Origin of the sequence: Paraburkholderia dioscoreae (genome assembly GCF_902459535.1) — a bacterium.
Taxonomy (GTDB): domain Bacteria; phylum Pseudomonadota; class Gammaproteobacteria; order Burkholderiales; family Burkholderiaceae; genus Paraburkholderia; species Paraburkholderia dioscoreae.
On sequence record NZ_LR699554.1, the window covers coordinates 48,248 to 74,698 of the forward strand.

The following is a 26,451-nucleotide window of genomic DNA, read 5'->3' on the forward strand; positions in this document are numbered from 1 at the left end:
GTTCATTGACGGATCGAACGGGAGGCGAAGCGGCGCGGCGCCCAATGGCGCGAATGCAAGTGCGCTGCTTGCGCTACACAGCCTTCGGCGCGACGTCTTCGACCGCCACTTCGGGCGGCGGCATGTCGGGCAGCGATTCCACCGGCTTGCCCGAGTCGCGCCAGGCTTCCATGCCGCCGCGCAGCGGCAGCACGTCTGAAAAGCCGGCTTCGTTCAATTGCTTGGCCATCCATGCCGCGGAAATCTCATTCGGGCAGGAACAGTAGATCACCAACTTCTGATCGCGCGGATAGCTCGCGACGATCTCGTCGAGTTGCCGCTCGTCGGCGAATTGCGAGCCCGGAATCACGAATGGATCGAGCTTGCGCTTCTCGTGCGAGCGGATGTCGAACAGCACCGGCGTGTTGCCGGCTTTAACCAGCGCGGCCAGTTCGTCGACTTCGATGCGCGCGGACGCGAGCTTCGCGATCAACTGGCGCCGGCGTATCCAGCGATAAGCCGCATACGCCAGCAGCAGCGCGACGGCGACCAGCGCGGCTGTGCGGCCGAGGCGCCCGGCCAGGGCGAACAGCATGTCGATCTGCCGCGCGAACAACGCACCGATAATCAGGCCCGTGCCGGACCACAACGCGGCGCCGATGCTGTCGTAGGTGAGAAACGTGCGGTAGCGCGTGCCCATTGCGCCGGCCATTGGAATCGACACGATCGACAGGCCCGGCACGAACTTGGCCACGGCCAGCACGCGCACGCCCCAGCGGCCGAAAAAGCGTTCGGTCTTCTTCACACAGGTGTCGCGCGAGAGCGACAGGCGGCAAATCGCTTTCAGCGTATTGCCGCCGTACATGCGGCCGGCGAAATACCACGCGCTGTCGCCGATCAGCGTGGCGAAGATCGACAGGATGAGCACCGGCGCCAACTGTGTGCCCACGGAACCGGGATGCATGGCCGCCATCGCCCCGAACAGCACGAGCGACGGCATCGCCGGAACCGGCAGCCCGATCGAGGCGGCGAGGACGTTCACGAAGACGAGCGCCGGCCCATATTGCTCGACGAGATCATGTAGCATCGGCTTACATCCGCAGCCCTTTCGGGCGCGGCGCAGGTAGGGAATGCAAAGGAGAATGCAAGGATTATGGACGCATTTTCGAGACGTGCAAACGCCTTGAAAAGACGCCCGTTATTCGGCCGTTGGAAGCGCTATTGCGGGCACAATGAACCGCTCGAAAAGCGCATCAGGAGCGCAATTCGAACAACGCGAAAAGGTTTGAAATCCGAGCCGCATGCTAATGCGGAAATAATGCCCGATTGACGTCCCCTAGACGCCCTCTCGGCAAGCAACTAAAGACCGGCGATGCTCACACGCGGCATTCGCACTCAAGTGCGAATGCCGCGTGACCTCTGTTATTGACGGTGGTTGTGCTGTTCGCCCGGCAGTTCGGCGCCGTGCGCGCGAATCGCGGCAATCAGTTCGGCTGGCGTGATTTCGTAGCGCACTTCGCGGTGTATGCCTGGCTTGCGCTCATCGACTTCGATCAAAAGAATGCCTTTGCCGTCTTCTGTCGATTCGAGGCGCAGCGAGCGGAGTTCGCGCGCCGTTGCGTCGTCGTATTCGGTGAGCAGGGCCATTGACCCGGAGGACCCGGTAGTGCGCATCGAAGTTGTCCTTGTTCCGTTGTTGATCGAACCATTGTACGGGCAGGATAGTGCGGCGTCTGTCGCACCGCAGTCACGCTTTACGCATTTGCCCGTTCACTTGCCGGCGTGCCGTACGCGGCCAGGCGCGTTGACTGGCGCGGCTCGCCGGGCAATGCGCGGCGTGACGTCCCGCCGTGACAACCAGTTTAACGCGACTCCCGGCAACGACGGATGCATTTTTCGTGCCCCGTGGCGGTGCGCATCTTCTCCATGACTGTCATGCTGTTGACGCGTGCGGCGATTAAAGGAAGCACGCGAGCCGTGGCTCGTCGCTCCGCATTTGTGCATCCCGCAGCCAGGCTGCGCGTGGACAGGGCAATTCGTTGCCGAAAATGGTGAGCGCGTCGTTGCAGCGGGTCAGCGCGTCGAAGGCGTAGCGGTTCGACCCGGCTCGACAGTCATGCAACCAACTGCGTCCGCAAAAAAATAGCCCGTCCGTGAGAAGGACGGGCTGCTAAACGCCGTTGTTACTTGGGTCAGCCTGCCCTTGCAACCAACTGGGCGCTGACGGGTTCCATCCTGCTGCGCCAATAGCGGGCTGTCGAGGTGGGAGTAACGCCGATCTATCAGATCATTGTGGCTTCGTCATGCTCCAGATCGCGTGCGACGGCCGGCACATTGCGTCGCTTGATGTCGGCGGTTTGCGCGGCATCGGACGTGAGCGCCTGAGGGCGCGTCGCGCTGGCGCGTTGCGCGGGCGCGGCGTGCGCGACGCTGAACAGACGCACCGCCTCATCCAGCACATCGGCCTGTTCCGCGAGACGCTGCGCGGTGGCCGCCGCCTGTTCGACGAGCGCGGCGTTCTGCTGCGTGGCGCCATCCAGATGCGAGACCGCCTGATTGACCTGACGAATCCCTTCCGCCTGTTCGCTGCTGGCATTCGCCACGTCCACGATGATCGACGACACGCGGCCCACCGCTTCGTCGATCACACGCATTTGCGAGGTGGTGCGCGCGACCAGTTCGGTGCCTGCGGCGACTTCGGTCGCACTCGCTTCGACCACCGACTTGATTTCCTTCGACGACGCCGCGCAGCGTTGCGCGAGCATTCGCACTTCGCTCGCGACCACGGCGAACGAACGGCCTGCTTCGCCTGCTCGCGCCGCTTCGACGGCCGCATTCAGCGCAAGGATGTTGGTCTGGAACGCGATGCCGTCGATCACGCTGGTAATGTCCGCGATACGCTGCGACGCCGCCGTGATGCCGGCCATGGTCTGCTCGACCTGGCCCGCGATCTTGCCGCCGACCGCGGCCGCCGCCTGCGCGTCTCTCGCCAGATCGAGCGCGCGCACGGTCGCGTCGGCATTAGCCTGCACGGTGGTGGTCAGTTGTTCCATGGTGGCGGCGGTTTCCTCGAGCGATGCCGCCTGCAACTCCGTGCGCCGCGCGAGATCGACATTGCCGCTGGAAATTTCGCGCGCGTTGTCGAGCATGCCGGTGATTTGCGCACGCACGTCGTAGACGATTGCCGCGAGATTCGCCTTCAACTGATTCAGTGCCTGGAGCACTTCGCCGAGGTCGTCGTGGCGCGCGATGTGCAGATCGGCGGTCAGATCGCCCGCGGCGAGACGCGTGGCGAACCCGGACATCTCGCGGATCGGCGCGGCGAGTTGCCGCTTCAACAGTTGCCAGGATACGAGGCCGACTGCGGTGGTCACGCCGAACGCAATCCAGAACTGCGCAGGCGGCGCGCCTTGCCATGCCGCGAGTCCGGTCAGCAGCAGCGCGAGCGACGTGATCGCGTAGCCGGCTGCCGCGCGCGTGGCGACAGGAAGGCGCATGAGCGCCTGCAGACGCCCCAGCAGGCCGGTGCGCACCACCACGCCGCGGCGCAGCTTGATGCCGCGCGCCTCGCCCGTTCGCATGCGCGCGTACAGCGCCTCGGCGGCGCGTACCGTGTCACGCTCCGGTTTCACGCGCACGCTCAGATAGCCGACAACGGCGCCTCTCTCGACCACCGGCGTGACGTTGGCATGCACCCAGTAGTGGTCGCCATTCTTGCGGCGGTTCTTCACGAGCGCGGTCCACGGACGGCCGTCGCGGATCGTCGCCCACATGTCAGCGAATGCCTCGCGCGGCATATCCGGATGACGGATGAGGTTGTGCGGCTGGCCGATCAGTTCGTCGCGCGTAAAACCCGAGACGGCGATGAAGGCGGGATTGCAGTACTGGATGCGGCCGGTCAGGTCGGTCGCGGAAACAAGCATCTGTAACGAAGGGTACTCGTACTCGTGCCCGGTGACAGGCTGGTTGTTGCGCATGGCTTTCCTTGCTGATGCAGACGCGCACGTGCGCGCAATGCTTACTTGGTCGCAAGGATTAACGGCATTTAAGCCCTCCGGCTTGAGGGTTTCCCAGTAAACAATTCAGGTTTAAGGGGCTCTGGGCCCTTAACGCAAGGTTGTCTGATATGTGCCGGGGCGGCCCCGCGAAACGGTGCCGGATGCGTCGCGCGATACCTTCAAAAGGGCTACACTGCGCCCGTATAAGGCCTGCAGACGTAGTTCGTCCCTCGATTCCGCAGTGGTCTGCCTGCACGAATCCGCTACACACGCGAGCTGATGCAGAAGATCCTCGACCGTACACAAGAGTCCCTGGCGCTCGCTTTCGCCACGCTCGCGCAGAACGCAAAGCGTCAGCAGCGGGCTTATCTGGCGACAATCGGTTCGCTCATGCTGATCGTGGCGATCTTCGCACTCGTGCTGGCTGTCGTTGCCGGGCTCGCGCAACTCGACTATCGCCGCACCTTCGCTTCGCAGAATGCAACCGACATCTCCCTTCTCCTGCACCAGGAGGAGTCGTTTTCGCGACGCGTCGAGCTCACGTTCGATTATTACTACACCGCTCCCCAGGTGCGCAGCGCGCCGGATGCCGTTCAGCAGTCGATCCGCCGGACCGGCGCCGTGCGCGGCAAGGTGGACAGGATCGATGCCGGCTTCGACTTGCTGGTCGGCGAAGCCACCACCGCGGCCTGGGGGCCGCAACTCGGCGAGAAGCTTGGCCGTTTGTACGAAGCGTCGCAGTCGACGCTTGCGACCCAGCAGGCGTTCGAGTTGCAGCAACGGGCCACGCTGGTCGGGCTGAAGGAAGACTATGCCGTGATCCTGCCTTCGCTCGCGCAACCGGTGGCGGGAAAGGCCGCCGCCGCGAACCTGTCCGCTGTGCCCCAGCGGCAACGGGCTCTCATCCGGACGCTGCGCGAAACGCTCGAACGCCAGCTCGAAGCGCAAACCGGCAGGCGTCTGCCCGGCAAAGGCGAGCGCGTCTGGCTTGGGCCCTATCTCGATCCGCTGGAGAACGTGCCGGTGATTTCGGCTGTGAGCGTCTATTACGACGGCGGCACGCCCACTACGCTCATCAGCATGAATATTCGGCTCGACGTGCTCGCGAGGCGCATCGCGCCGCCGGGCGACGAGGGCACGATACTGCTGATGGCCGCGGATCGTCGCATTATCGCGTCCTCGAAGCCGCTCGGCGCGCAGACCGGCACAATGCTGCAACAGACAGTGGCCTCGACGCCGTCTCACGTGTTTCATTACGGACGTGAAGGCGTGATCTTTCATGAGCCGCTGGGGCCGGGGTTCGGCTTCCTGGTCGGCTATTTGCCGTGGGGGGCGCTCGCCGTCGCGCTTGGCTGGCAACTCGCGGTGATCGCCGCTCTCACGGCGTTGATCCTGCTGGCGGTTGCGCTGACGGCGCGCTATTTCGGCTTTCGGCTGTTGCGCAATGCGTTTGCCGAAACCTCTCGCTCACTGGAAAGTGAAACCATCAATCACGTGCTGGTCAGTGCGACGCCGGTCGGTCTGTGCGTCGTCCGCCAAAGCGACTATTCCATTCTGACCGCCAACGCGCTGGCCGCAGAGTTGCTGAGTATCGAGCCGGGCAGCAACCGGTTGCCGCCGCATATCGTGGGCGAGTTCCTCGCGCAGACGCCCGGCAAACCTTCGGCCGCGACGATTGCACGGATCGCCGTTTTCGTTGTGGCCGCACGGCCGCAGTCGCAGGCTTCGCCACCGCCGGAAGAAAGCGGCACGCCCGCGCGGTTTTTGCAGTTTACCTATGCACCCGCGCGCTACGCGGGTGAGAACGTGCTGTTCTGCGCAATTCTCGACGTCACCGCCCAGACGTTACTCGAACAGCAATTGCGGCACGCACAGCAGACTTCGGACGCCATGATGCGTGCGCGGACGAATTTCTTCGCGGCGATGAGCCACGAAATCCGCACGCCGTTGAACGCGTTGCTCGGCAATCTCGAACTGTTCGCGCGCACGCCCGGTCTCGAGGCGCATTCGCAGCGGCTTGCGACCCTGGGTGTCGCGTCCGACGCGCTGCGCCGCGTCGTCAACGACATTCTCGACTTCTCCAAGATCGATGCGGGCGAGATGCTGCTGGCCAACGAGCCCTTCCGGCCCATCGACGAATTTGAAAATATCGCGTTCTCTCAAGCGCCGTTGTGCGGGGACCGCGCGGTCCGTTTCTATGCACTGCTTTCGCCGACGCTCGACTGCACCCTGATCGGCGATCGCATGCGCATCGCGCAAGTCGTCAACAACCTGCTGAGCAACGCGTTCAAATTTACGTCCTCCGGCAAGATCACGCTGTATGCGGAAGTGAAGGACGATCCGCAAGGCCGCCCGACGCTCATCTGCAGGATTTCGGACTCCGGCGCCGGCATGAGCGAGGAGCTGCTGGCACGTCTGTTCAAGCCGTTCGTGCAAGGGGCGCTGGGTACGTCGCGCGGAACGGGCGGGACCGGTCTGGGGCTCGTGATCTGCGCGCGGCTATGCGAATTGATGGGCGGCCGGATCTCCGCCGAAAGCGTACCCGGCGTGGGCAGCGTGTTTCATGTATCGATCCCGCTCGTCGCGGTGCCGGGCGATCAGCGCACGCCGGTCACGATCCCCGCGTGGCGCGGGACGGCGCTCGTGCTCTGCACGGAGCGGCAGGCGGGCGAGTTTCTGGACGGCTGGCTTCAGCGAGCGGGCTGGTCGAGCCATACGGTGACGTCGCTGGCCGGCGCAGAGGCGTGGTTGAAAGCGAATCGCCCAGTGGTGTTGATTGTGTCCGGTGAATACGATCTTGAGGCGATTGTCCGCTTGCGCGCGTTGCAGGCGGTCGGGGCGGTGTGGATCACGAGCGGTGGCCCGACCCGGCCAGAGGCGCGCGCTCAGGGTGTACTCGAAGTGAGTGAATTCAGCCGGACCGCGTGTCTGACGGCAATCGAGCTGGCCGTCGAGGGCGCCTCCGCCGCGACGGAGGAAGCGCCCGCGGCCGTCTCCGCCTTGACGCCTGCTGTCGAGATCGATCCCGCGTTACTGGGTCTTGCGGTCCTCGTCGCGGAAGACAATCCGCTGATCCAGAACCTGATCGCCGAGCAACTGGTCGAGCTCGGTTGCGTGCCCACGATTGCCGCGGATGGCAAGCACGCGCTGGCACTCTTCGAACGGGCGCCGTTCGAGGTGGTGCTGACCGACATCCATATGCCGGTGATGGATGGCCATGAGCTGCTGACGGTATTGCGCGAGCGGCATGCTGAGCTGCCGGTGCTGGCCTTTAGCGCCGCAGCCGAAGAGCAGCAGGTTCAAAGCTGGCGCGAGCGCGGCTTTAGCGGGTACGTTTCCAAGCCGGCGTCTTTGAGTGAACTACAGGCGGCTTTGCTGGCGGTGGTGCCCGCGCCGGCGCGAGCGGTTCGCGCCAAGGCGGCATCGACGTCGGCATCGGCCGACTCCGTGGCGCCTGTTGCCAACGTAGCGAGCATGCTCAGCTCGGACGACAAGGCGCGCTACACCGCGATGCTCAGGGAGCATTTGCGGAAAGATCTGCCCAGGTTACTCGCCATCGTCGAGGAAGAAGACGTGCGGGCATTGGCCGGCTGGGCGCATAGCGCGAGCGGTGCGTTCGTGGTCGTGCGGGAGCCGGAGTTTTTCGACCAATGCCGGCAATTGCAAAGGCTATGCGCCGACAACAGCGAGTGGACAACCGAGATGGACGAACGCGCCATCTCGCTGCACGAAGCCTTATCCGATCACTACGGACTCGACGAGCAACCGGCGCGTTGAGCCGCCGCCCGCCACGGCGGGATCAAACCGGCCGTTTGACGACGAAATCGATTTCAACCAGCGCATCGCGCGCCAGCCCGGTGACGCCGATGCAGGTCCGAGCGGGCAGCGCGTCGGCCGGGAAGTAGGCGCGGTAGATTTCGTTCATCGGCGCGTAATCGCGCTTGAACTCGGTCAGGAAGATGCGCGTGGCAACCACGTGTTGCAGGCCGAGGCCCAAGCCCTGGAGAACCAGCACGAGATTGTCCATCACGCGCTTGGTCTGGGCGACGACACCCTCGGGAAGCGGCGCGGCGTCGTCCGTGGGGGAGGTCGGCATCTGGCCGGTCAGGAAGACCCAACCGTCGGCTTCGGCAGCGTGCGAAAACGGGCCGACCGGCGTGGGTGCCGAGGGGATCATCCAGAAAGAAGGGGTTGAGCTCATGGGTGGGTGCAATGGGCAAGTTCGAATGTCGGGATGACAAGGTAACCGATCAAAACTCGGCACGGCGTTTGCCCATCTCTCTCGGAGCGTATTCAGTCGTCGGTCAGGAAGTTCGGATGACTGTTGCGGATCTGATCGACCTGGTTCAGCGTACCCGAGAGATGCTTGCGCAGCGCCGCCTGCGCTGCCTCGACATCGCCCTTTTCGATTGCCTCGACGATCTCGGTGTGATCGCGCACCAACGCCATCGTCTTGCCCTCCACCGGCAGGTGCAGGCGACGCAGCCGGTCGATGTGGCCGCTCAGCCTGCGCACCAGATCCCAGAGTTGCGGCACGCCCGCCGCCTCGTACATCTGCCGATGAAAGGCCTGGTCGAGCACGGAGAACTGCTCATAGTTCTTGAGGTCGCGCAGTTCCATCTGCCGGGCAATCGTGGCGCGCAACTGACCCGTCAGTGCAGCATCGCGTTGTTCCGCGAGCGTGCGCACGACTTCCAGTTCGATCGAACGGCGCAGAAAGTGCGCCTGCAACGCTGAAGTCACGTTGATCTGGCTAACCACCGTGGCGTGCTGCGGAAAGATGTCGACGAGACCTTCCTCGCCGAGCTTCATCAGCGCGTCGCGCACGGGCGTCTGGCTCAGCCCGTACTGAGTCGCCAGATCGGCGCGCGAAAGCACCGTGCCGGGCGCCAGTTCGAGCGACAGGATCATTTCGCGCAGCCGTTCGAATACCTGCGGCGCGGCATGGCGGGACCGGTCGAGCCGGGTCGCCGTCGACGGGGAAGCATGGGTTTTCATGGCAGGGAAACAGAAGCGTGAGCGCAGGCGGAACCTCCGCTCCAACCCGCTGAAATATTAATACTATAGCCGACGCCCATACGCTTTCAGTCATCGTGCAGCCGTTTTGCATGCCTGCGGTTCTGGGTATTTTCCCCACTAACGCACTAATACATTAGTGCTTTACCATGCGCCCATCGACTTCAACACGTTTAATTGCCGGATTGCCACCATGACTCGTGACATCACCGTCACCCAAGTGCGAATTACTCCGATCGCTTTCCGCGACGGCCCGTTGCTCAACGCCGCCGGCATCCACGAACCGTGGGCGTTGCGCGCCATCGTCGAACTGGAGACGAGCGATGGCCGCGTAGGCATCTCCGAGACATACGGCGATGAACCGATGCTGCGCGTGCTCGAGCAGGCCAAGGCGCTGGTGATCGGCCTGTCCCCGTTCGACCTCAACCGGATGGAAAAGCGCGTGCTAGCCGCGATCAAGCCGGGCTCCGGCGCGGTCGAATTCGAGCTTGCGCCCGGCTCGCACTCGGCAAAGAACGCGCCGAAAGTCATCAGCACGCTCGAAGTCGCGATGCTCGACTTGCAGGGGCAAATAGTCGGCGCGCCGATCGTCGATTTGCTCGGCGGCAAGGTTCGCGACGCCGTGCCCTACAGCGCCTACCTCTTCTTCAAGTACGCCGAGCATATCGACAGGCCTTACGCGCCCGACGCTTGGGGCGAAGGCCTGAGCGCCACGCAGATCGTCGCGCAGGCGCGCCGCATGATCGACCTGTACGGCTTCCAGAGCATCAAGCTCAAGGGCGGCGTGTTCGAGCCGGCGCACGAGATCGCATGCATGCGCGCGCTGCATCAAGCGTTCCCCGGCGTGCCGCTGCGTCTCGATCCGAACGCCAACTGGACGCTCGAAACGAGCATCAAGGCAGCCCCCGAACTCGACGAACTGCTCGAATACTACGAAGACCCGTGTCCGGGGCTCGCGGGCATGGCCGAACTGGCGAAGCACACCCGATTGCCGCTCGCGACCAACATGGTGATCACGACCATGGACGATTTCCGCCGCGGCGCCGAGATGGGTTCGGTGAAGGTATTGCTTTCGGACCATCACTACTGGGGCGGCCTGCGCGTGACCCAGACGCTCGCGCGCATGTGCAAGCTGTGGGATCTGGGCATGTCGATGCACTCCAACTCGCACCTCGGCATCAGCCTGATGGCGATGACGCATGTCGCGGCGAGCATCCCCAATCTGACCTACGCGTGCGATACGCACTACCCGTGGCAGGAGGAAGAGGTCATCAAGGGCGGCCGCGTAACTTTCGACAACGGCGCGGTACGCGTGCCCACCACACCGGGTCTCGGCGTCGAACTCGATCGCGACCGGCTGGCCGAACTGCATGCCCAGTATCTCTCGTGCGGCGTGCGCAATCGCGACGACCTGAAGCAGATGCAGAAGTACGACCCGAGCTTCAGCGGCAAGAACCCGCGCTTCTGACCAGCGCGGACGGCGGCATGCGACGCGCATTGCCGCCCAAGGAGACAACCCCATGAGCAGATCCATCCCGGCCGCAGCCCGCCCGGAGCGAGCCGACGCGCTGGCGAGTGCCGTGCGCAAGATCAAGTGGCACGTGCTGCCGCTCTTCGTCGCGATGTTCATCGTCAACTATATCGACCGCGTGAACATCGGTTTCGTCCGCCAGCACCTGAGCGCCGATCTGGGCATCGGCGCCGCGGCCTACGGCCTCGGCGCGGGGCTCTTCTTTATCAGCTACGCGGTCTTCGAGGTGCCATCGAACATGCTGATGCAGCGCTTCGGCGCGAAGATGTGGCTCACGCGCATCATGTTCACGTGGGGTCTGGCCGCTGTCGGCATGGCGTTCGTTCGAGGCGAGATGTCGTTCTACGCAATGCGGCTGCTGCTCGGCGCGGCCGAGGCCGGCTTCTTTCCCGGCGTGCTCTTCTATTTCACCAAATGGCTGCCGCGCGACGAGCGAGGCAAGGCGATGGCGATCTTCCTCAGCGGCTCGGCGCTCGCTTCGGTGCTCTCCGGGCCGATCTCCGGCGCGCTGATGCAGATCAGCGGCGGGGGCCTGCACGGCTGGCAGTGGATGTTCGTGATCGAAGGCATGGCCTCTGTGGTGCTGGCCGGCTTCATCTGGTTCTGGCTCGACTCGGCGCCGCGCGACGCCAGATGGTTGAACCGCGCCGAGCAGGACGCGGTGATCGGCGAGATAGAGGAAGAGCAGCGCTTGCGCGATGCAGTGCATGCCGTCAAGCCGTCGGTGTGGAGTCTGCTGCGCGACCCGCAGATCCTGATCTTCTGCCTGATCTATTTCTCGGTTTCGCTGACGATCTACGGCGCGACTTTCTGGCTGCCGAGCATCATCCGCAAGATGGGCCACTTCAACGATTTCCAGGTCGGGCTCTTCAATTCGATCCCGTGGCTGATCTCGATCGCGGCGATGTACTTCTTCGCCATGCTCGCGGCGCGCTTCAAGTTCCAGCAGGCATGGGTGGCGTCCGTGCTGCTGATCGCCGCGCTCGGCATGTATGCGGCCGGCAAGGGCAGCCCGATTTTTTCGTTCGTCGCGATCTGCTTCGCGGCGATCGGTTTCAAAGCCGCGTCGGCCTTGTTCTGGCCCATTCCTCAAGGCTACCTGGACGCGCGCATTTCCGCGGCGGTGTTGGCCCTGATCAATTCGATCGGCAACCTCGGCGGCTTCGTCGCGCCGGCGGCCTTCGGCCTGCTTGAGCAGAAGACCGGCTCGATTGAAGGCGGGCTTACCGGGTTGGCCGTGATGTCCGTGGTGGCCGCCGGGATCGTCTTCTTTTCCCGGATGAAGCCTCGTGAGGAGCGATCCGCCCTCGCGCTATAGACGGGGCGATGACAGCGATATCACTTCAACTAATGACATCGCTCGATTCATACAAACTTTGCGGAGACACGATGAAAATGTTGGGAACCCATTCCGTCGCCGATCAAACGGCCGTCGGACGATACAGGTGGACCATCTGTGCGCTGATTTTTTTCGCCACGACGATCAACTACATGGATCGTCAGATGCTCGGGCTGCTCGCGCCGCTGCTGCAAAAAGACATTGGCTGGAATCAGGTGCAGTACGCGCAGACGGTGATGGTGTTCACGGTCGCCTATGCAGTGGGTCTCGCGACGTTCGGCCGGATCGCGGACCGGATCAGCACCAAAGTGGTCTACGGCAGTGCCATGGCAATGTGGAGCCTGGCCGCGATGCTGCACGCGGTGGCGGCGACCGTGCCCGGCTTCGCGGCCGTGCGCGGTTTGCTCGGATTCGGCGAAGCGGCCAATTTCCCTGTCGCCATCCGCACCACAGCCACATGGTTCCCGAAGAAGGAGCGCGCGCTGGCCACGGGTCTGTGGAACATGGGCGCAACCATCGGCGGGATCGTGGCGCCCGCATTCGTGCCGATTGCCGCCGTCATGTGGGGCTGGCGTGCCACGTTCGTGGCGGGAGGGGCGACCGGTTTCGTGTGGCTGGCGGTGTGGCTGCTGGTGTACCGTCCTCCCGCGGAGCATCCATCGGTATCGAAGGGCGAACTGGATTACATCAATTCGGACCGGGACGAAAGCGTTGAGCAGTCCGTAAGCTGGCTTTCAGTGCTGAAGTACCGCGAAACGTGGGCGTTCATTTTCGGCAAACTGCTGACCGACCCGGTGTGGTGGTTCTACCTGTTCTGGCTGCCCAAATGGCTCAATGAGTCGAGGCACATCGATATCGGCAATCTGGGTCTGCCGTTGATTGTCATCTATACGATGGCATCCGTCGGCAGTGTGGCGGGAGGATGGCTGTCGTCCCGGCTGATGCAGCGTTCACACAAACCCAATGTCGCACGCAAGGTCGCGATGGGTGTCTGCGCGGTGTGCGTGCTTCCCATTGCCACGCTTTCGCATTTTCAGAGCCTCTGGTACGCAGTCTTTGCTGTCGGCCTTGCCGCGGCGGCTCACCAGGGATGGTCGGCGAATCTTGTCACCACTGTCGGCGACGTGTTTCCGCGCCGGATGGTCGGTACGGTGATCGGTATCGGCGGCGTGGCGGGGATGATCGGCTCGTTCTTCTACTCGGGCGTCATCGGCGAGACGTTGCAGCGTACCGGCGAATATTGGGTGCTCTTTGCTGTGGGTGCATCGGCTTATCTGGTCGCGCTCGGCATCATTCATCTGTTAATGCCACGCATGACGCCTGTGAAGCTGCACGAGCAATAGAGTCTTCCCGGCTGAAGTTCTCGCGAAAGGAATGGACGCCGGCGAAAACTTACTGTGCAAGGGCAGTGGGTGGAACACCGGGATCAGATTTTTCAAACCTGAACGCCGGTGTTCTCGCCACTCCGCCGGATCAGACCAGGCCGGTCGCGTAATAGACAGCGATCACAAAGAAGACCGCCATTGTCTTGATCACGGTAACCGCGAAAATGTCGCGATACGACTGGCGATGCGTCAAGCCCGTGACCGCCAGCAGCGTAATCACCGCGCCGTTGTGCGGCAGCGTATCCATACCGCCGCTCGCCATTGCGACCACACGGTGCAGCACTTCCATCGGGATATGCGCGGCTTCCGCACCCTTGATGAACACGTCCGACATGGCCGCGAGCGCGATGCTCATGCCGCCCGACGCCGAACCTGTGATACCGGCCAGCGAACTCACCGAAACGGCTGCATTGACGAGCGGATTAGGAATGCTCTTCAGCGCGTTGCTGACCACCAGAAAGCCCGGCAACGCCGCGATCACACCACCGAAGCCATATTCCGACGCCGTATTCAGCGAAGCCAGCAGTGCGCCGGCCACCGCAGCCTTGGTGCCGATCGCGAAGCGTTCGCGCACGCGGTTGAACGCCGTGATGACGACCATGACGATACCGAGGAGCAGTGCGCCTTCCACGGCCCAGATTGCGACTACGGCCTTGATGGTCGTGGTGACCGGTGCGTGGATGCCCGGCAGGATGTCCGGCGCAATGGTGTACGACGCGCCGTACCAGTTCGGAATCCAGCGGGTCAGCAGGAAGTTCGCGACGCCGACCAGAACCAGCGGCGCAACCGCCAGCAACGGATGCGGCAGTTGCTTCGATTCCACGCGCTCCGGCTCGTTGACCAGATCCGTGCCGTAACCTTCGCCGGTCGCCATCGCCGAGCGGCGGCGCCATTCCAGGTACGTAAGTCCGACCACGATGATGAACAGCGAGCCGATCACGCCGAGCGCGGGCGCGGCCCACGAGGTCGTCTTGAAGAAGGTGGTCGGGATGATGTTCTGGATCTGCGGCGTGCCGGGCAGCGAATCCATTGTGAACGAGAACGCACCGAGAGCGATTGCGCCGGGCATCAGGCGCTTCGGAATATTGCTTTGACGGTACAGCTCGGCCGCGAACGGATAGACCGCGAACACCACCACGAACAGCGAGACGCCGCCGTAGGTGAGCAGCGCGCACACCGCAACGATCACCGCATTGGCACGCGAGCGGCCGATATAGCGGATCGCGGCGGCCACGATCGATTCCGAGAAGCCCGACAGTTCGATGACCTTGCCGAACACGGCGCCTAACAGGAACACCGGGAAATAGAGCTTCACGAAGCCGACCATCTTATCCATGAAGATGCCGGTGAAAACGGGCGCGACGGCGGCCGGATCGGTCAACAGAACGGCGCCGAGCGCGGCGACAGGCGCAAATAGAATGACGCTGTAGCCGCGGTATGCGGCAAACATCAGAAACGCCAGTGCGGCGAGGACGATGACAAAGGACATTGAGTCTCCAAAAGCTTGGTTGTTCTACATGGTCGCCGTCCCGAGGATGCGACGGCACGGCGCCGGCAAATGCAGGTTCCGTGCCACGCACGCGACAACGGCCGGCCGCCTGATTGCGCGGGCCCGAAGCTCGAAACGTGATGCGGCCGATTGTACCCAAACGTCTCCAGAACGGGACGTAAATCAGCTGAACATAGGCCAAACCAAGGTAAAACCCTTATGCCATAGGCTTGCTGGTGATCTCGCCGATGAGATAAGCTGTGTCTACGAAATGAGACAAACATAATAAAACGTAGCCGGAGACAGCGACAGCATGATGAACGACTGGGCGGGCCTGCCTGCCACTTACGGCGACGTATTGCGCCGGGCGATGGATTCGCTCTTCCGCACATTCGAAAATTTCAGCGAAGGCACGTTTATCGTCGACGCCGACGCGCGCGTGGTCTGGATCAACAAGCGCTATGCGGCGCGCTTCGGTTTTTCGGACCCGGAGCAGGCCATTGGCCGCGATTGCGAGGCCGTGATTCCCAACAGCCTGATGCGCGAGGTCGTGAAGACCGGCAAACCGATTCTGCTCGATATTCTGGAAACGGACCGCGAACCGCTCGTCGTGACGCGTCTGCCGCTGAAGGACGACGCGGGCGCCACGGTCGGCGCCGTCGGGTTCGCGCTCTTCGATGAATTGAAGGCGCTCACGCCGCTCTTTTCCCACTACTCGCGCGTGCAGGAAGAGTTGATTGCGACGCGCCAGTCGCTCGCGCAGGCGCGGCGGGCCAAATATACGTTCGGCAGTTTTGTCGGCACGAGCGCGGCCAGTCTCGAAGTGAAGCGCCAGGCGCGCCGCGCGGCGCAACTCGAATCGCCGGTGCTGCTGCTCGGCGAAACCGGCACCGGCAAGGAGCTGCTCGCGCATGCCATCCACGGCGGCTCGGCGCGCGCGAATCAGCCGCTGGTGACGGTCAACGTCGCGGCGATTCCCGATACCTTGCTCGAAGTCGAATTCTTCGGCGCCGCGCCCGGCGCGTACACAGGCGCGGACCGCAAAGGGCGCGTCGGCAAATTCGAACTTGCGAACGGCGGTACGCTGTTTCTCGACGAAATCGGCGACATGCCGCTGCCTTTGCAAGGCAAGCTGCTGCGGGTGCTGCAGGACAAGGAGTTCGAGCCGCTAGGCTCGAACCGGATCGTGCGCGCGGATGTGCGGATCATCGCGGCAACCTCGGCTGATCTGCCTGCGCTGGTCGCGGCGGGGCGCTTTCGCGCGGATCTGTTCTACCGGCTGAACGTGCTGGCTATTCACGCGCCCCCCTTGCGCGAGCGGACGTCCGATATCGAAGCGCTTGCCTATGCGATGCTCGAAGATCTGTCGACGCAGGCAAGTGGCGCCAGTCACTTCGAATTGCAGGACGACGCGTTGCGGCTGCTGTGTTCGTATGGGTGGCCGGGCAACGTGCGCGAATTGCGCAACACGCTGGAGCGCGCCGTGATGCTTTCCGACAGCGAGCGGATCGACGGGCGGGCACTGGCGCCGTTTATCGGCTCGGCGCATGGCGGCGGGCATCGTCGTCAGGCGGCACCCGATGTGCTATCCCCGGCGCGAGCCCCCGATGCGCAAGCCGGCGCGCCTGAACCAGCCTCGTGGAGCGACGCGATGGCGGCTTTCGAGAAGCGTTTCCTGACCGACGCCTTACGCGCCAACGGCGGTCGCGTGATCGAGACGGCCAGCCAGATCGGCATGGGCCGTGCCACCCTCTATAAGAAGATCGCGGCATACGGCATCGGCGTTTGACCCCGTTCGGCGACGTCGAGTGACGCAGCGTAATTGCCGCGTGGCACAATCGCGTGATCGAAAAACAAGATGTGATCGGGGTTTCAGATGAAACGCAGTCTTTCCTCCTTCGCGCGCCGGGCCTGCGCCACGCTGGCGATCGGCGCCGTGGTCGCGCTGGGCGCTTGCAGCAGTAGCGCGCCGTTGTTCCTGTCGGACGGCCGCGCCACGACGCTGGTGCAATGCCCGGCCGGTTCCGACTCCTGCTCGCAGCAGGCCAACGCGAGCTGCGGCGGCGCATTCGACGTCGTGCGCCAGTCGACCGAAAACGGCACGCTCAACCTGATTTACGCCTGCCGGGCGAAATAACGGGCTGCGCCGGCCGCGCAAGGCCGGCGCGTTATGCATCTCAGGCATTCCTTCGTTCAGCCCGCTGCTCGCTCGAATACGCTGGCGGGCGTCTCCATCACGCCGTCGATTTCACCCGCGACCGCCAAACGGGCTCATTCACGCTTCAAGGTCGGGTCGATAAACGCATGGCGGTCATAAAGATGTGCGTCTAATGCAGGTTTGGCTCCGAACTTTTATGCGTAATGAGTTTTAATGACGCGCTTCATATTATTTCCTGCGTGCGGGCATAATCGAAAACCTCCGCTTTTCACCATTAAGCGAAGTCGGTGCGGAACCTAACGGAACGCGAAGTTTGGTGGCAGTATGCTTTTCTCACGCGCTCGGGATTCAAGCGGCAAGCAGGTTTTGCCGGCTCAGAGTTTACGCAAAGGGAATTCAGGAAGGATTTTCCGTTTCAGATAAGAAAGAGACCGATGCGGCACGTTTCATGCTTCGATTTACGCATTGAAAATAGTTCAACGAGTAATACGGGGAAAGCAATGAATCATCACCAACTCGAAAAAGATATTGAACATCTTGAACACGTAATCTCGCATATCTCCGCTGAAGACCGCATCCCGCTGTCGTATTGGCGCAGCCGCATTGATTCCGTTTCCGGCGCGGTGCGGGTGCCGGCGCAGGCGAGCCGCGTCAAGCGGCTCAACGCCGCGCTTTCGGCGCTGGAGGAGCGGCAAAAAGGTTGAACGCCCGTGACGGTCGACGGCTGCGATGGTTTCTTCGATCGGGTAGCATGTGCAGCAAAATTCCACCGATCGGGACAAACATGCAACCAGCAGGACTCTCCGCGTCTGGGCTGACGGCGCTGACCAACGCCATGCAAGGCTACGTGGAGCGCGGTGAAGTTGCGGGGGTGGTCGCGATGGTCTGGCGGCGCGGCGAGATTGGCTACTTCGAGCCGCTTGGTTTGCGAGATGAAGCCGCGCAGTTGCCGATGGAGCGCGACACTCTGTTCCGCATTGCCTCCATGACCAAGCCGGTGACGAGCGCCGCGATCCTGATGCTGATCGAAGAGGATCGGCTCGCACTCGACACGCCGGTCTCCCTCTGGTTGCCGGAACTGTCCGCGCCGCGTGTGCTGCGCGATCCCACCGGCCCGCTGGACCAGACCGATCCGGCCAGAGCGTCGCTCACCGTGCTGGATCTGCTGACCCACCGCGCCGGTTTCGCCTATCATTTCACGGCGACCGGGCCGCTCTCGGAAGCTTACGCTGCTGCTTTCAACGGTTTCGAAGCGCATATGGACGGCAACGCCTGGCTCGCCCGCATCGCGGATTTGCCGCTGATGTTTCAGCCCGGCTCCCGCTGGCACTACGGCATCGCGACCGATGTGCTCGGCGTGCTGATCGAACGCGTGAGCGGCATGCCGCTCGGCGAGTTTTTCCGGACCCGGATTTTCGAGCCGCTTGGTATGCGCGACACCGCTTTCTGGGTGCCCGACGCACAACTTACCCGACTGGCCACCGCCTATGGCGTGGAACCGGGCACGCGGCGGCGGGTGGTCGAAGATCACCCGTCGTCGAGCCGATGGGCGAATCCGGACCGATTCCAGAGCGGCGGCGGCGGCCTGATTTCGACCGCGCAGGACTATCTGCAATTCGCGCAACTGCTGCTCGGGCGCGGGCGGGTCGGCGTGACGCGTTTGCTGTCGCATCGCTCCGTCGACCTGATGCGCTCCAATTTTCTGACGCGCGACCAACGCCGCGTGCCGGCCTTCGGGCATGTGCAGTGGGCAGGGCAGGGGTTCGGCCTCGGCTTGTCCATCGTCGACGACCCGGCGCAGCAGTTGCCGCTCGGCTATCGCTCGGTGGGTTCGTTCGGCTGGCCGGGCGCATATGGCACGAGCTGGTTCGCCGATCCTGTGGAAGACCTGATTGGCCTGATGCTGATTCAGCGGCGCTCCATCGAACCGTTTCCTATGGCAGTCGACTTCGAACGCCGCGTGTACGATGCAATTGACGATTGAGTGAACCGGCTGCGTCAGGGCAGGCGTCTTTTAGATGCGTTACCCGCGCGCGGTGTCGGGCCTCTCTATCCGGCAATTTATTCGTCTGATAGTGTCCGCACTTCAGTTTTATCGTCCAAACGATCGGAGCACCCGTCATGGCCTCGTACAAGCAGTTGACTGCCCAGCTCGAAAAACTCCACAAGGAAGTCGCGGCTGCGCGTGAGAAGGAAATTGCGCAGGCGATCGCCGAGATCAAACAGAAGGTTGCCGAATACGACCTGACTGCCGAAGAGCTGGGTTTTACGAGCAGGCGCACCGTGGGCCGTAAAACGGCTTCGGTTGCCAAGTATCGCAATCCGAAAACCGGCGAGACGTGGAGTGGCCGCGGCCGCTCGCCTGCATGGCTCGCGGGCAAGAATCGCGAGCGCTTTCTGATCGAAGTCTGAGGCGCGTCAGTGCACGCCTTGCCTGCCCGTCGTGCACCGGACTGTCTGAAGTGATGTCCCGTGCGGGTTTTCTCGCACCGTCGCACGGTTCCCGAAAACGCTCACCTTTCGCGTGAGCCTGGCCCGTGAGCTTGTGGGTCCGCATGCGCGAACTGCGGCGGGCCAGTTTGGTTCGGTGAGCCTGGTTTCGCCGGAACGCGTACCTTGCGGCTAGCTTGCCGCTGGCAGGCCGCAGTCACTGGCCCATTTCTCTGAAACCCTCGCCAGCCTTTGCTGGCGGGCATTCCCAGGCTCTGCGAAGAATCGCAGGGGCTAACGCTCGAGACTTTTCCGGTTGCGCCTGCCGTGTTGAGCGCTGTGCGGAATTTCACTGCGCAGGTGCGCGACCGATCGTCCGCAAGCTCACCTTTTGACGCAATTCAAGGGCGCATCGGCACGAGTCCCGAAAACCCTCACCTTTGTGCTCTCCCACACCTGCAGGCTACTGCGCTCGGGACTAACCGGGAGTTGAGTTCCCCTCATACCCCGGATCAAAACTCATCGATACATGGTCGCGGATGCCGAACGTCACAATCGGTCATCCCCTCAACCCCGACGGAAAGACCATGAGCGCATCGACGGCCAAACTACTCTTTATCGGCGAAGGATTCGAAGGCCCGGCGTTCACGTCCGCGCTGACGCAAGCGGTGCGCAAGTTGCGCGTGGCAACGCGTTGCAAGGCGAGGTCGAACAAGGTCCGCTGATCAATCAGGCTGCGCGGAAGAAAGTCGAAACGCATGTTGCCGACGCATTGCAAAGGGCGCGAGGATTTTGACCGGCGGCAAGCCGCGCACGGCCCCATTTCTCTCGACGACGTTCCGTTGAACGCGTTTCACGTCAAGATCGCCGGGCTGACGTTCGGTGCGCACCTTACCGAAGGTTTCGCGCTCGGCCCGATCGGTTACGCGTTCGTATCGATGGATCGGCAGTTCCGCGTTGCTGGGTATTTTCTTCGGCAGGGTGGTATTCGGCTGGCTATCGGATCGCTTGGGACGACAAAAGATCTTTCTGCTCTGTTTTCTGATCATCACCGCAGCCGCGTTAGCGCAGTTTTATGTGCGCTCGCCGCTGGAATTGTGCCTGCTGCGCTGTCGGGACTTTCCTGTTGCCGCCCGGCATCGTGCATCTCGGTTTCCCCATCACGATGATGGTGCTTGCAGCGGTGTTGCGGATCGGCATGTTGGTGTCGATCGCGTGAGCGCCTGAAACAAGTGTTTGACGCTTAACGAAGCTAGCGGCGCGCAGCGCGCTGGAACGCTACTGAACACTATAGAGACCTTGCTGCATTGGCAACGATACGGCAGATTTTTGTTTCGAACAGGCTGGTCGCTTTCGTGGACGCCGCATATTGCGCGGCGGATTGCCGCTCCCTGTTTATTTACCAAAAACCAGTTTGATCGATTCTGCGCGCGCTGATGGCTTACTCCACTGGGCTCACAGCGCGTCATCGGCCACCCGGCTTCCCCGTTCAATTCCTAAGAGAGGCGATTTGTCCCAGACAGTTTTTACCTGGGAAAATCTATGATTGGTTTTCTTTTGAGTGATATCAAGATCGCTAGTGAAAACATTGCATATCTGGCTTGCAATATCGAGGCACTCGAGGTGAACGACGGCCCCGCGTAACTCCGCGATCGCCGTTGAGTCTTTCAGTTTCGTCTTTAGGAATACAAGCAATGAAATCCATGATCTCCTCAATCCTGATAGCTACCGGCGGTGTGTTGAGTCTTGCGCCGGTTGGCGCCCATGCGGCTGACGGTACGATCAATTTCAGCGGCGCTGTGTTAGACACCACTTGCTCGATCAACGGCACGGCGAGTGGTACTTCCGCCAACCTGTCAGTCACGTTGCCGTCGGTTTCGGCCAGTGCGCTTACGACATCAGGCGCCGTGGCCGGTATATCGAACGCGGCGGATGTGAGACTTGTCTTGACGGGTTGCACTGGCGCGGCCACCAAGGCGATTGCGAACTTCGAGAATGGCCAGACGATCGACCAGTCAACGGGCCTTCTGGCGAACCAGGGCGGCACCGCGAAAAATGTGGAAGTTCAACTGCTCAACGAGCAAATGCAGCCGATCAATGTGCTGACGGGCACGAACAACGATATCGGCACGAACGGGGTGGCCATTGCCGGCGGGGCGGCAACGCTGCAGTATTACGCACGGTATTACGCGCTCGATGCCGCTCAGGCGGGTTCGGTCTATACGTCGATTCAATACACGATCCAATATCAGTAAACCCAGATAGAGGTGCTCCGCGCGGGTGTACTTTTTTGCTATCCGTTTGGAAATTGACGGGCGGAAGGCGTCTATTCAAACCGGCTCTGATCCGCCGCATAAATTTTCAATTGCGCGCTCTTCGTGTGTCTCGTCATTTCTTGCTTCGCGGTTTATACGTTTTTGCCGACCCTTCTGAAGGCGATGGATCTTAACAGCGATTCGGGCGCGGATTTTCTGCTGAATGGGTTTCTCGTACCTGGCGCGTCGATCGACATCTGGTTGACCATCAAATTGCCGCGTCGTGTATTCCTGATTAGTGCGTTCGCGATTTTCACGCTGAACATGTTGACGATCTCGAAGCTCGTCGGCGTGTCTCCACCAGAGCATGGACGTATTTCTCGCGTGGCAGATTGCCACATCTTGGAAAGAGGCGATTTGTCTCACGTAATTTGATGTGGGACAACTTAACATTGCATTGTCTTATCTCTGGTGGACAGGTCAAGCGTTTAGAGCAGGAAGAATCGTATTCCTTAACTGAATGATCGGCGCGCTTGACGTATGTGGCGATCCTTGTGCCAGACAGGGATCGTTTTTTGATTTGATCAGCTTTGCTTAGTTTATTGGACCAAACGTTATGAAGTTATCCCTCCCCGCAGTCGCGATCGCCGCCTGCAGTCTGTTCGGTCTCGTCCCCCTTGGCGCCCATGCGGCGGATGGCACGATCTCCTTCACGGGCACCGTGACGGATAGCACGTGTTCGATCAATGGCAACGCGAGCGGCACTCCCGCCGATAAATCGGTCACGTTGGCGCCGGTTTCGAGCGGTTCGCTTGCGTCGGCAGGCGCAGTAGCCGGTACGTCGAACCCCACGGATCTGCAATTGAATCTGACGGGCTGCAGCGGTACGGCCACCAAGGCGATTGCACGCTTTGAGAACGGTCCGTCGGTCGACCAATCGAATGGCTATCTCTCGAACATGGGCGGCACCGCGCAAAACGTGGAGGTTCGTCTCCTTAACGCACAGATGCAGCCGATCAACGTCGCGACGGGCGCGAACAACGATATCGCGACGAACGCGGCAACCATCACGGGCGACAAGGCAACCCTGCAGTACTTCGCGCAGTATTACGCGACGGGCGTTGCGGCTCCCGGCACGGTCAGCTCGTCCGTTCAATACACGATGGAGTATCAGTGAGCGAAGGCCCTTTTGCGCGCTTTTTCTGAAACACCGATAGACAGACCGCAATGAAGCTGCTCAGAAAATTGCCGATAGGAATCGGCTTTGTATGTGCGCTGCTGGCCGGCAGCATACATGCAAGCGTGACGATCGGCGGTACGCGCGTGGTGTATCCACTTGAGCAGCGTGAAGTGACGGTCAAGCTGGATAACGACAGCAACAAACCCTCGCTCGTGCAGGTCTGGATCGACGACGGCAAGCCGGATGCCAAACCCGGTGAAATCAAAGTGCCGTTCGTGATTACGCCGCCGATTTTCCGTATGGACGCGAAAAAGGCGCAGACGTTGCGCGTAATGTACACCGGCGAACCATTGCCCCAGGACCGCGAGTCGGTTTATTGGCTCAATGTTCTGGATATTCCACCGAAGGCAGGTGCTGTGCCGGACGCCAATACTTTGAGCCTGGCGTATCGCACCCGTATCAAGGTTTTCGCGCGGCCGGACAAGCTACCCGGCAAGCCTGAAGATGCGGCCGCGCAACTGCGTTGGAGTATTACTGCGTCGGCGGATGGCAAGGGGCAGGCGGTCAGCGTTTCGAATCCGACGCCTTACTACGTTTCGTTCAGTGAGATCGGCGTCGAAAGCGGTGGCCACACCTTCAGGAACGATCAGGGCGGAATGGTTGCGCCGCGCACTTCAGCGGCCCTGCCGATCGCGAAGATGAATGGTGTTGCCGCGGGCGCGAAGGTGCACTACATCGCAATCAACGACTACGGCGGCCCGATCGACGGCGACGCCGCTCTTGGCGACTAGCACCGCTACATCCTGCCAGGGGGCAGCCAACCCCCTTCTCCTACACGGCGTGCGTTGCACAGGCAACGTACAGAGGCGACGTACGCCCGTGGCGGGACATTGATTCCGATCACATCATGAAGGACTTACCCTGTTGCCGGTCGTCCGTTCGCAGCACTGAACTCGCTGGTGCGTTCAGACTCGACCCAGCCGCTGCTGTCGTCACGCTGGCATGCGCGGTCCTGGGCAGTGTTCAGCCGGTACGCGCACAGGCGTCCGAACCGGTTCAAGCGGGCGCAGCCGTGGAGTTCGACACAACATTTCTGCGCGTCGATTCGAATGCAACGGTGGACGTCACGCGGTTTGCGCATGGCAACGCGGTATCCGCAGGCGTTTATTCCGTCGACCTGTTTATCAACGGTATTCGTGTTGCGCGCCATGATGTGCGTTTTGTGGCCGCGAGCGAAAAGACTGCGGCGCGACCTTGCTTCAGCCGGCAAATGCTGGAAACGCTTGGCGTCGACTTTGCCAAGGTCGCTGCGAATAACGAGGCGAAGGCGGTAACCGACGCCGGCGCTACCGGCGAATGCATCGACCTCGCGGCAGCCGTGCCCGACGCTACGGCGGACTTCGACTTCGCGGAACAAAAGATTGCCCTTAACGTACCGCAAAAATATATGCGAAACGTTGCGCGCGGTTACGTGCCGCCCGAGATGTGGCAGAACGGAGTCAACGCAGCTTTCCTGAGCTACAACGCGAACGCTTACCACAGCGGCGGATCTGGAGTCGAATCGACCCAGAGCTATGTCGGTTTGAATGCCGGGGTGAACCTCGGCGCATGGCACTTTCGCCATCAGTCGTCGGTGACCCAGCAAGGTGGCGCCGCCACGCAATTCGACAACATTGCGACCTACCTTCAGCGTGACATCATCACGATGAAGTCGCAATTGACCGTCGGCGACGGCTATACGACCGGCGATGTTTTCGACAGCGTGCAATTTCGCGGCGCGCAGATCGCCACCGACGACCGCATGCTGCCAGAATCCCTGCGAGGCTACGCGCCGATCGTGCGTGGCACGGCTGAATCGAACGCACGCGTGACGGTTCGTCAGAACGGCCAGGTGATCTACGAAACCACCGTCTCGCCGGGTCCGTTCGAAATCAACGACCTTTACGCGACCGGCTATGGCGGCAACCTGGATGTCACCGTCACCGAAGCCAACGGCCGTACGAAAAGCTTCACTGTGCCTTACGCCTCGGTTGCCCAGTCGTTGCGGCCCGGCACCACACGGTTTTCAGTCACCGCCGGCGAGCTCCGCAATTCCACGCTGGAGACAAACCCGAATTTCGCGCAGTTCACGTTACAGCGGGGGCTAACCAATCTGGTCACGGTCTATGGTGGCGCCGTGGCTGCTAACGGTTATATGGCCGCCGACGTGGGCGCCGCACTGAACACGAAGTTCGGCGCGCTGTCAGCTGACGTGACAGGCGCTCAAACGCAGATTCCGGATCAGGGTATGTCGCGCGGCACCAGCTTGCGCATCGGATACAGCAAGTTCATCGATCCGACCAACACGAACATTGCACTCGCGGCGTATCGCTATTCGACGGCGGGGTACATGAACCTGTCGGATGCAGCGTCCGTGCGTGACCTCGCTATGCACGGCGGCGATCCGGATTCGGTGTACCGGCAGCGCAACCGTTTTCAGGTCACGCTCAATCAGAATTTCAAGGAATACGGGACGGTCTTTCTGAACGCTTCCGCTCAGCAATACTGGAATCGCAGCGGCAGCGATGTGTTCTACCAGGCTGGTTATAACAATCGTTTCAAGTACGGCACGTACAGTATCAGCGCAGGGCGCACACGCAACTCGAACGGGTCAATGTCGGACCAGATCATGTTGAGTACCACGTTGCCGCTCGGTCGTGACCAGTATTCGCCCCTGCTGTCGACGAACCTCGGCAGTTCGGGCGGAAACACCAACCTGCAGGCCAACGTGAGCGGCTCGCTGGGCGAGCGCAACCAGTATTCGTATAGCGCGTATGGGGCGTACGGCGACGGCTCGGGCGCCAGTACCGCGAGCGCGGGCGCGAGCGGCACCTATCGCGCGCCATACGCGCAGTTGACGGGATCGGCGAGCGGGGGAACCGGCTCGAGCCAGGTGTCGGCGGGTATCAGCGGGTCGATCGTCGCGCATCCGGGGGGTGTCACGTTCTCGCAGACGGTGGGCGACACGTTCGGCGTGATCGAAGCACCCGGCGCCGCAGGCGCGAGCGTGACCAGTTCCCCCGGCGTCAAGCTCAATGGACGCGGCTTTGCGGTCGTTCCGTACCTGACGCCATACGGCATCAACACCGTGGATATCGATCCGAAGGGCACGTCGACCGATGTGGAATTTGAGTCGACGTCGGAGCAGGCGGTGCCGCGATTGGGTTCGGTGGTGATGATCAAGTACAAGACGGTGACCGGCCGCGCGGCGTTGATTCGTGCACCGCAGCCTGGCGACAAGGCGCTGCCATTTGGCGCGGACGTGGTCGACGGCAACGGCAAGACCGTGGGTATCGTCGCGCAGGACAGCCGGATTTTCGCGCGCGGACTCGAGGACAAAGGCTCGCTGTTCGTGAAATGGGGCGCGTCGGCCTCCGGGCAATGTCGTATCGATTACATGTTGCCGCCGCAAACAGGTAAGGCAGGAGCGGCCTACACGTCTGTGGAAGGGCACTGCGTGGGTGAGACGCTAACCGAAAAGGCGAACCTTGCTTCCGGCAGTACCAGGCAAACAAATTCGAAGAGCAATTAAATGTCTGCGTTCAAGTTCTGTCCACAACGATCCGGTCGTCTTGACGGACAACACGGACCCGTTCAATCGGTCCAATGTTCTCACTCCGGCCGCGGACTCGACCGCAAAGGGGATTGGTCT

Annotated in this window: 19 protein-coding genes and 3 pseudogenes; 16 read left to right on the top strand and 6 right to left on the bottom strand. The window is 62.0% G+C overall.

Going from position 1 to position 26,451, the window contains the following annotated elements; genetic code table 11:
* Positions 1–73 precede the first annotated feature (73 nt).
* From PDMSB3_RS20540 to PDMSB3_RS20550, 3 genes are all read right to left on the bottom strand, one after another.
* Positions 74–1,066 carry a DedA family protein/thiosulfate sulfurtransferase GlpE gene (locus PDMSB3_RS20540; RefSeq protein WP_007178685.1) on the bottom strand — a complete coding sequence of 331 codons (993 nt, stop codon included), beginning with the start codon at positions 1,064–1,066 and terminating at the stop codon, positions 74–76.
* A 335-nt stretch (positions 1,067–1,401) separates the two neighbouring features.
* Entirely contained in the window at positions 1,402–1,653 is a 252-nt protein-coding gene (locus tag PDMSB3_RS20545) for a hypothetical protein (RefSeq protein ID WP_007178686.1), read from the bottom strand.
* 608 nt (positions 1,654–2,261) lie between these two features.
* Positions 2,262–3,956: a methyl-accepting chemotaxis protein gene (locus PDMSB3_RS20550; RefSeq protein WP_165187562.1), complete on the bottom strand. Its 1,695-nt coding sequence runs from the start codon at positions 3,954–3,956 to the stop codon at positions 2,262–2,264.
* A 300-nt stretch (positions 3,957–4,256) separates the two neighbouring features.
* Between PDMSB3_RS20550 and PDMSB3_RS20555 the strand changes: the two genes are divergently transcribed.
* Positions 4,257–7,754, top strand: coding sequence for an ATP-binding protein (locus PDMSB3_RS20555; protein WP_165187564.1), 3,498 nt, complete (start codon positions 4,257–4,259; stop codon positions 7,752–7,754).
* A gap of 22 nt (positions 7,755–7,776) precedes the next feature.
* Here PDMSB3_RS20555 and PDMSB3_RS20560 read toward each other — a convergent pair whose 3' ends face one another.
* Both PDMSB3_RS20560 and PDMSB3_RS20565 read right to left on the bottom strand, forming a co-directional pair.
* Entirely contained in the window at positions 7,777–8,178 is a 402-nt protein-coding gene (locus PDMSB3_RS20560) for a RidA family protein (protein ID WP_007178689.1), read from the bottom strand.
* A gap of 92 nt (positions 8,179–8,270) precedes the next feature.
* Entirely contained in the window at positions 8,271–8,975 is a 705-nt protein-coding gene (locus tag PDMSB3_RS20565; protein WP_165187566.1) for a GntR family transcriptional regulator, read from the bottom strand.
* A 211-nt stretch (positions 8,976–9,186) separates the two neighbouring features.
* Here PDMSB3_RS20565 and PDMSB3_RS20570 point away from each other — a divergent pair, with 211 nt between their 5' ends.
* From PDMSB3_RS20570 to PDMSB3_RS20580, 3 genes are all read left to right on the top strand, one after another.
* Positions 9,187–10,461 carry a glucarate dehydratase family protein gene (locus tag PDMSB3_RS20570; protein WP_007178691.1) on the top strand — a complete coding sequence of 425 codons (1,275 nt, stop codon included), beginning with the start codon at positions 9,187–9,189 and terminating at the stop codon, positions 10,459–10,461.
* 52 nt (positions 10,462–10,513) lie between these two features.
* Positions 10,514–11,842 carry an MFS transporter gene (locus PDMSB3_RS20575; RefSeq protein ID WP_007178692.1) on the top strand — a complete coding sequence of 443 codons (1,329 nt, stop codon included), beginning with the start codon at positions 10,514–10,516 and terminating at the stop codon, positions 11,840–11,842.
* A gap of 71 nt (positions 11,843–11,913) precedes the next feature.
* Complete coding sequence (locus PDMSB3_RS20580) at positions 11,914–13,206, top strand: MFS transporter (protein ID WP_007178693.1); 1,293 nt, start codon at positions 11,914–11,916, stop codon at positions 13,204–13,206.
* A gap of 130 nt (positions 13,207–13,336) precedes the next feature.
* Here PDMSB3_RS20580 and PDMSB3_RS20585 read toward each other — a convergent pair whose 3' ends face one another.
* On the bottom strand, positions 13,337–14,737 hold the full coding sequence (locus PDMSB3_RS20585; RefSeq protein ID WP_007178694.1) for a GntP family permease: 1,401 nt from the start codon (positions 14,735–14,737) through the stop codon (positions 13,337–13,339).
* Positions 14,738–15,050: 313 nt separating this feature from the next.
* Here PDMSB3_RS20585 and PDMSB3_RS20590 point away from each other — a divergent pair, with 313 nt between their 5' ends.
* From PDMSB3_RS20590 to PDMSB3_RS20650, 12 genes and pseudogenes are all read left to right on the top strand, one after another.
* Positions 15,051–16,526: a sigma-54 interaction domain-containing protein gene (locus tag PDMSB3_RS20590; protein WP_007178695.1), complete on the top strand. Its 1,476-nt coding sequence runs from the start codon at positions 15,051–15,053 to the stop codon at positions 16,524–16,526.
* Positions 16,527–16,613: 87 nt separating this feature from the next.
* Positions 16,614–16,874: a hypothetical protein gene (locus PDMSB3_RS20595; RefSeq protein WP_007178696.1), complete on the top strand. Its 261-nt coding sequence runs from the start codon at positions 16,614–16,616 to the stop codon at positions 16,872–16,874.
* A 521-nt stretch (positions 16,875–17,395) separates the two neighbouring features.
* Positions 17,396–17,599 carry a hypothetical protein gene (locus PDMSB3_RS20600; RefSeq protein WP_007178697.1) on the top strand — a complete coding sequence of 68 codons (204 nt, stop codon included), beginning with the start codon at positions 17,396–17,398 and terminating at the stop codon, positions 17,597–17,599.
* A gap of 80 nt (positions 17,600–17,679) precedes the next feature.
* Complete coding sequence (locus tag PDMSB3_RS20605; protein WP_007178698.1) at positions 17,680–18,879, top strand: serine hydrolase domain-containing protein; 1,200 nt, start codon at positions 17,680–17,682, stop codon at positions 18,877–18,879.
* A gap of 137 nt (positions 18,880–19,016) precedes the next feature.
* Complete coding sequence (locus PDMSB3_RS20610) at positions 19,017–19,307, top strand: H-NS histone family protein (RefSeq protein ID WP_165187567.1); 291 nt, start codon at positions 19,017–19,019, stop codon at positions 19,305–19,307.
* A 659-nt stretch (positions 19,308–19,966) separates the two neighbouring features.
* A pseudogene (locus PDMSB3_RS20620) lies at positions 19,967–20,135 on the top strand (aldehyde dehydrogenase family protein); the annotation flags it as partial.
* Positions 20,136–20,167: 32 nt separating this feature from the next.
* A pseudogene (locus PDMSB3_RS20625) lies at positions 20,168–20,435 on the top strand (MFS transporter); the annotation flags it as partial.
* 584 nt (positions 20,436–21,019) lie between these two features.
* On the top strand, positions 21,020–21,580 hold the full coding sequence (locus PDMSB3_RS20630) for a fimbrial protein (RefSeq protein WP_007178702.1): 561 nt from the start codon (positions 21,020–21,022) through the stop codon (positions 21,578–21,580).
* Positions 21,581–21,639: 59 nt separating this feature from the next.
* A pseudogene (locus PDMSB3_RS20635) lies at positions 21,640–21,946 on the top strand (MFS transporter); the annotation flags it as partial.
* 250 nt (positions 21,947–22,196) lie between these two features.
* The gene (locus PDMSB3_RS20640; protein ID WP_007178703.1) at positions 22,197–22,757 is read left to right on the top strand and encodes a fimbrial protein; all 561 of its coding nucleotides are present in this window, start codon (positions 22,197–22,199) and stop codon (positions 22,755–22,757) included.
* Between the two features lie 50 nt (positions 22,758–22,807).
* Positions 22,808–23,551, top strand: a complete 744-nt coding sequence (locus PDMSB3_RS20645; protein ID WP_007178704.1) for a fimbria/pilus periplasmic chaperone — start codon at positions 22,808–22,810, stop codon at positions 23,549–23,551.
* A 116-nt stretch (positions 23,552–23,667) separates the two neighbouring features.
* The gene (locus PDMSB3_RS20650; protein WP_007178705.1) at positions 23,668–26,331 is read left to right on the top strand and encodes a fimbria/pilus outer membrane usher protein; all 2,664 of its coding nucleotides are present in this window, start codon (positions 23,668–23,670) and stop codon (positions 26,329–26,331) included.
* The last annotated feature ends 120 nt before the right edge of the window (positions 26,332–26,451 follow it).

Excerpts from the sequence above, each read along its gene's own strand:
- PDMSB3_RS20540 (WP_007178685.1), bottom strand. The coding sequence starts at position 1,066 with ATGCTACATGATCTCGTCGAGCAATATGGGCCGGCGCTCGTCTTCGTG.
- PDMSB3_RS20545 (WP_007178686.1), bottom strand. The coding sequence starts at position 1,653 with ATGCGCACTACCGGGTCCTCCGGGTCAATGGCCCTGCTCACCGAATAC.
- PDMSB3_RS20550 (WP_165187562.1), bottom strand. The coding sequence starts at position 3,956 with ATGCGCAACAACCAGCCTGTCACCGGGCACGAGTACGAGTACCCTTCG.
- PDMSB3_RS20555 (WP_165187564.1), top strand. The coding sequence starts at position 4,257 with ATGCAGAAGATCCTCGACCGTACACAAGAGTCCCTGGCGCTCGCTTTC.
- PDMSB3_RS20560 (WP_007178689.1), bottom strand. The coding sequence starts at position 8,178 with ATGAGCTCAACCCCTTCTTTCTGGATGATCCCCTCGGCACCCACGCCG.
- PDMSB3_RS20565 (WP_165187566.1), bottom strand. The coding sequence starts at position 8,975 with ATGAAAACCCATGCTTCCCCGTCGACGGCGACCCGGCTCGACCGGTCC.
- PDMSB3_RS20570 (WP_007178691.1), top strand. The coding sequence starts at position 9,187 with ATGACTCGTGACATCACCGTCACCCAAGTGCGAATTACTCCGATCGCT.
- PDMSB3_RS20575 (WP_007178692.1), top strand. The coding sequence starts at position 10,514 with ATGAGCAGATCCATCCCGGCCGCAGCCCGCCCGGAGCGAGCCGACGCG.
- PDMSB3_RS20580 (WP_007178693.1), top strand. The coding sequence starts at position 11,914 with ATGAAAATGTTGGGAACCCATTCCGTCGCCGATCAAACGGCCGTCGGA.
- PDMSB3_RS20585 (WP_007178694.1), bottom strand. The coding sequence starts at position 14,737 with ATGTCCTTTGTCATCGTCCTCGCCGCACTGGCGTTTCTGATGTTTGCC.
- PDMSB3_RS20590 (WP_007178695.1), top strand. The coding sequence starts at position 15,051 with ATGATGAACGACTGGGCGGGCCTGCCTGCCACTTACGGCGACGTATTG.
- PDMSB3_RS20595 (WP_007178696.1), top strand. The coding sequence starts at position 16,614 with ATGAAACGCAGTCTTTCCTCCTTCGCGCGCCGGGCCTGCGCCACGCTG.
- PDMSB3_RS20600 (WP_007178697.1), top strand. The coding sequence starts at position 17,396 with ATGAATCATCACCAACTCGAAAAAGATATTGAACATCTTGAACACGTA.
- PDMSB3_RS20605 (WP_007178698.1), top strand. The coding sequence starts at position 17,680 with ATGCAACCAGCAGGACTCTCCGCGTCTGGGCTGACGGCGCTGACCAAC.
- PDMSB3_RS20610 (WP_165187567.1), top strand. The coding sequence starts at position 19,017 with ATGGCCTCGTACAAGCAGTTGACTGCCCAGCTCGAAAAACTCCACAAG.
- PDMSB3_RS20630 (WP_007178702.1), top strand. The coding sequence starts at position 21,020 with ATGAAATCCATGATCTCCTCAATCCTGATAGCTACCGGCGGTGTGTTG.
- PDMSB3_RS20640 (WP_007178703.1), top strand. The coding sequence starts at position 22,197 with ATGAAGTTATCCCTCCCCGCAGTCGCGATCGCCGCCTGCAGTCTGTTC.
- PDMSB3_RS20645 (WP_007178704.1), top strand. The coding sequence starts at position 22,808 with ATGAAGCTGCTCAGAAAATTGCCGATAGGAATCGGCTTTGTATGTGCG.
- PDMSB3_RS20650 (WP_007178705.1), top strand. The coding sequence starts at position 23,668 with ATGAAGGACTTACCCTGTTGCCGGTCGTCCGTTCGCAGCACTGAACTC.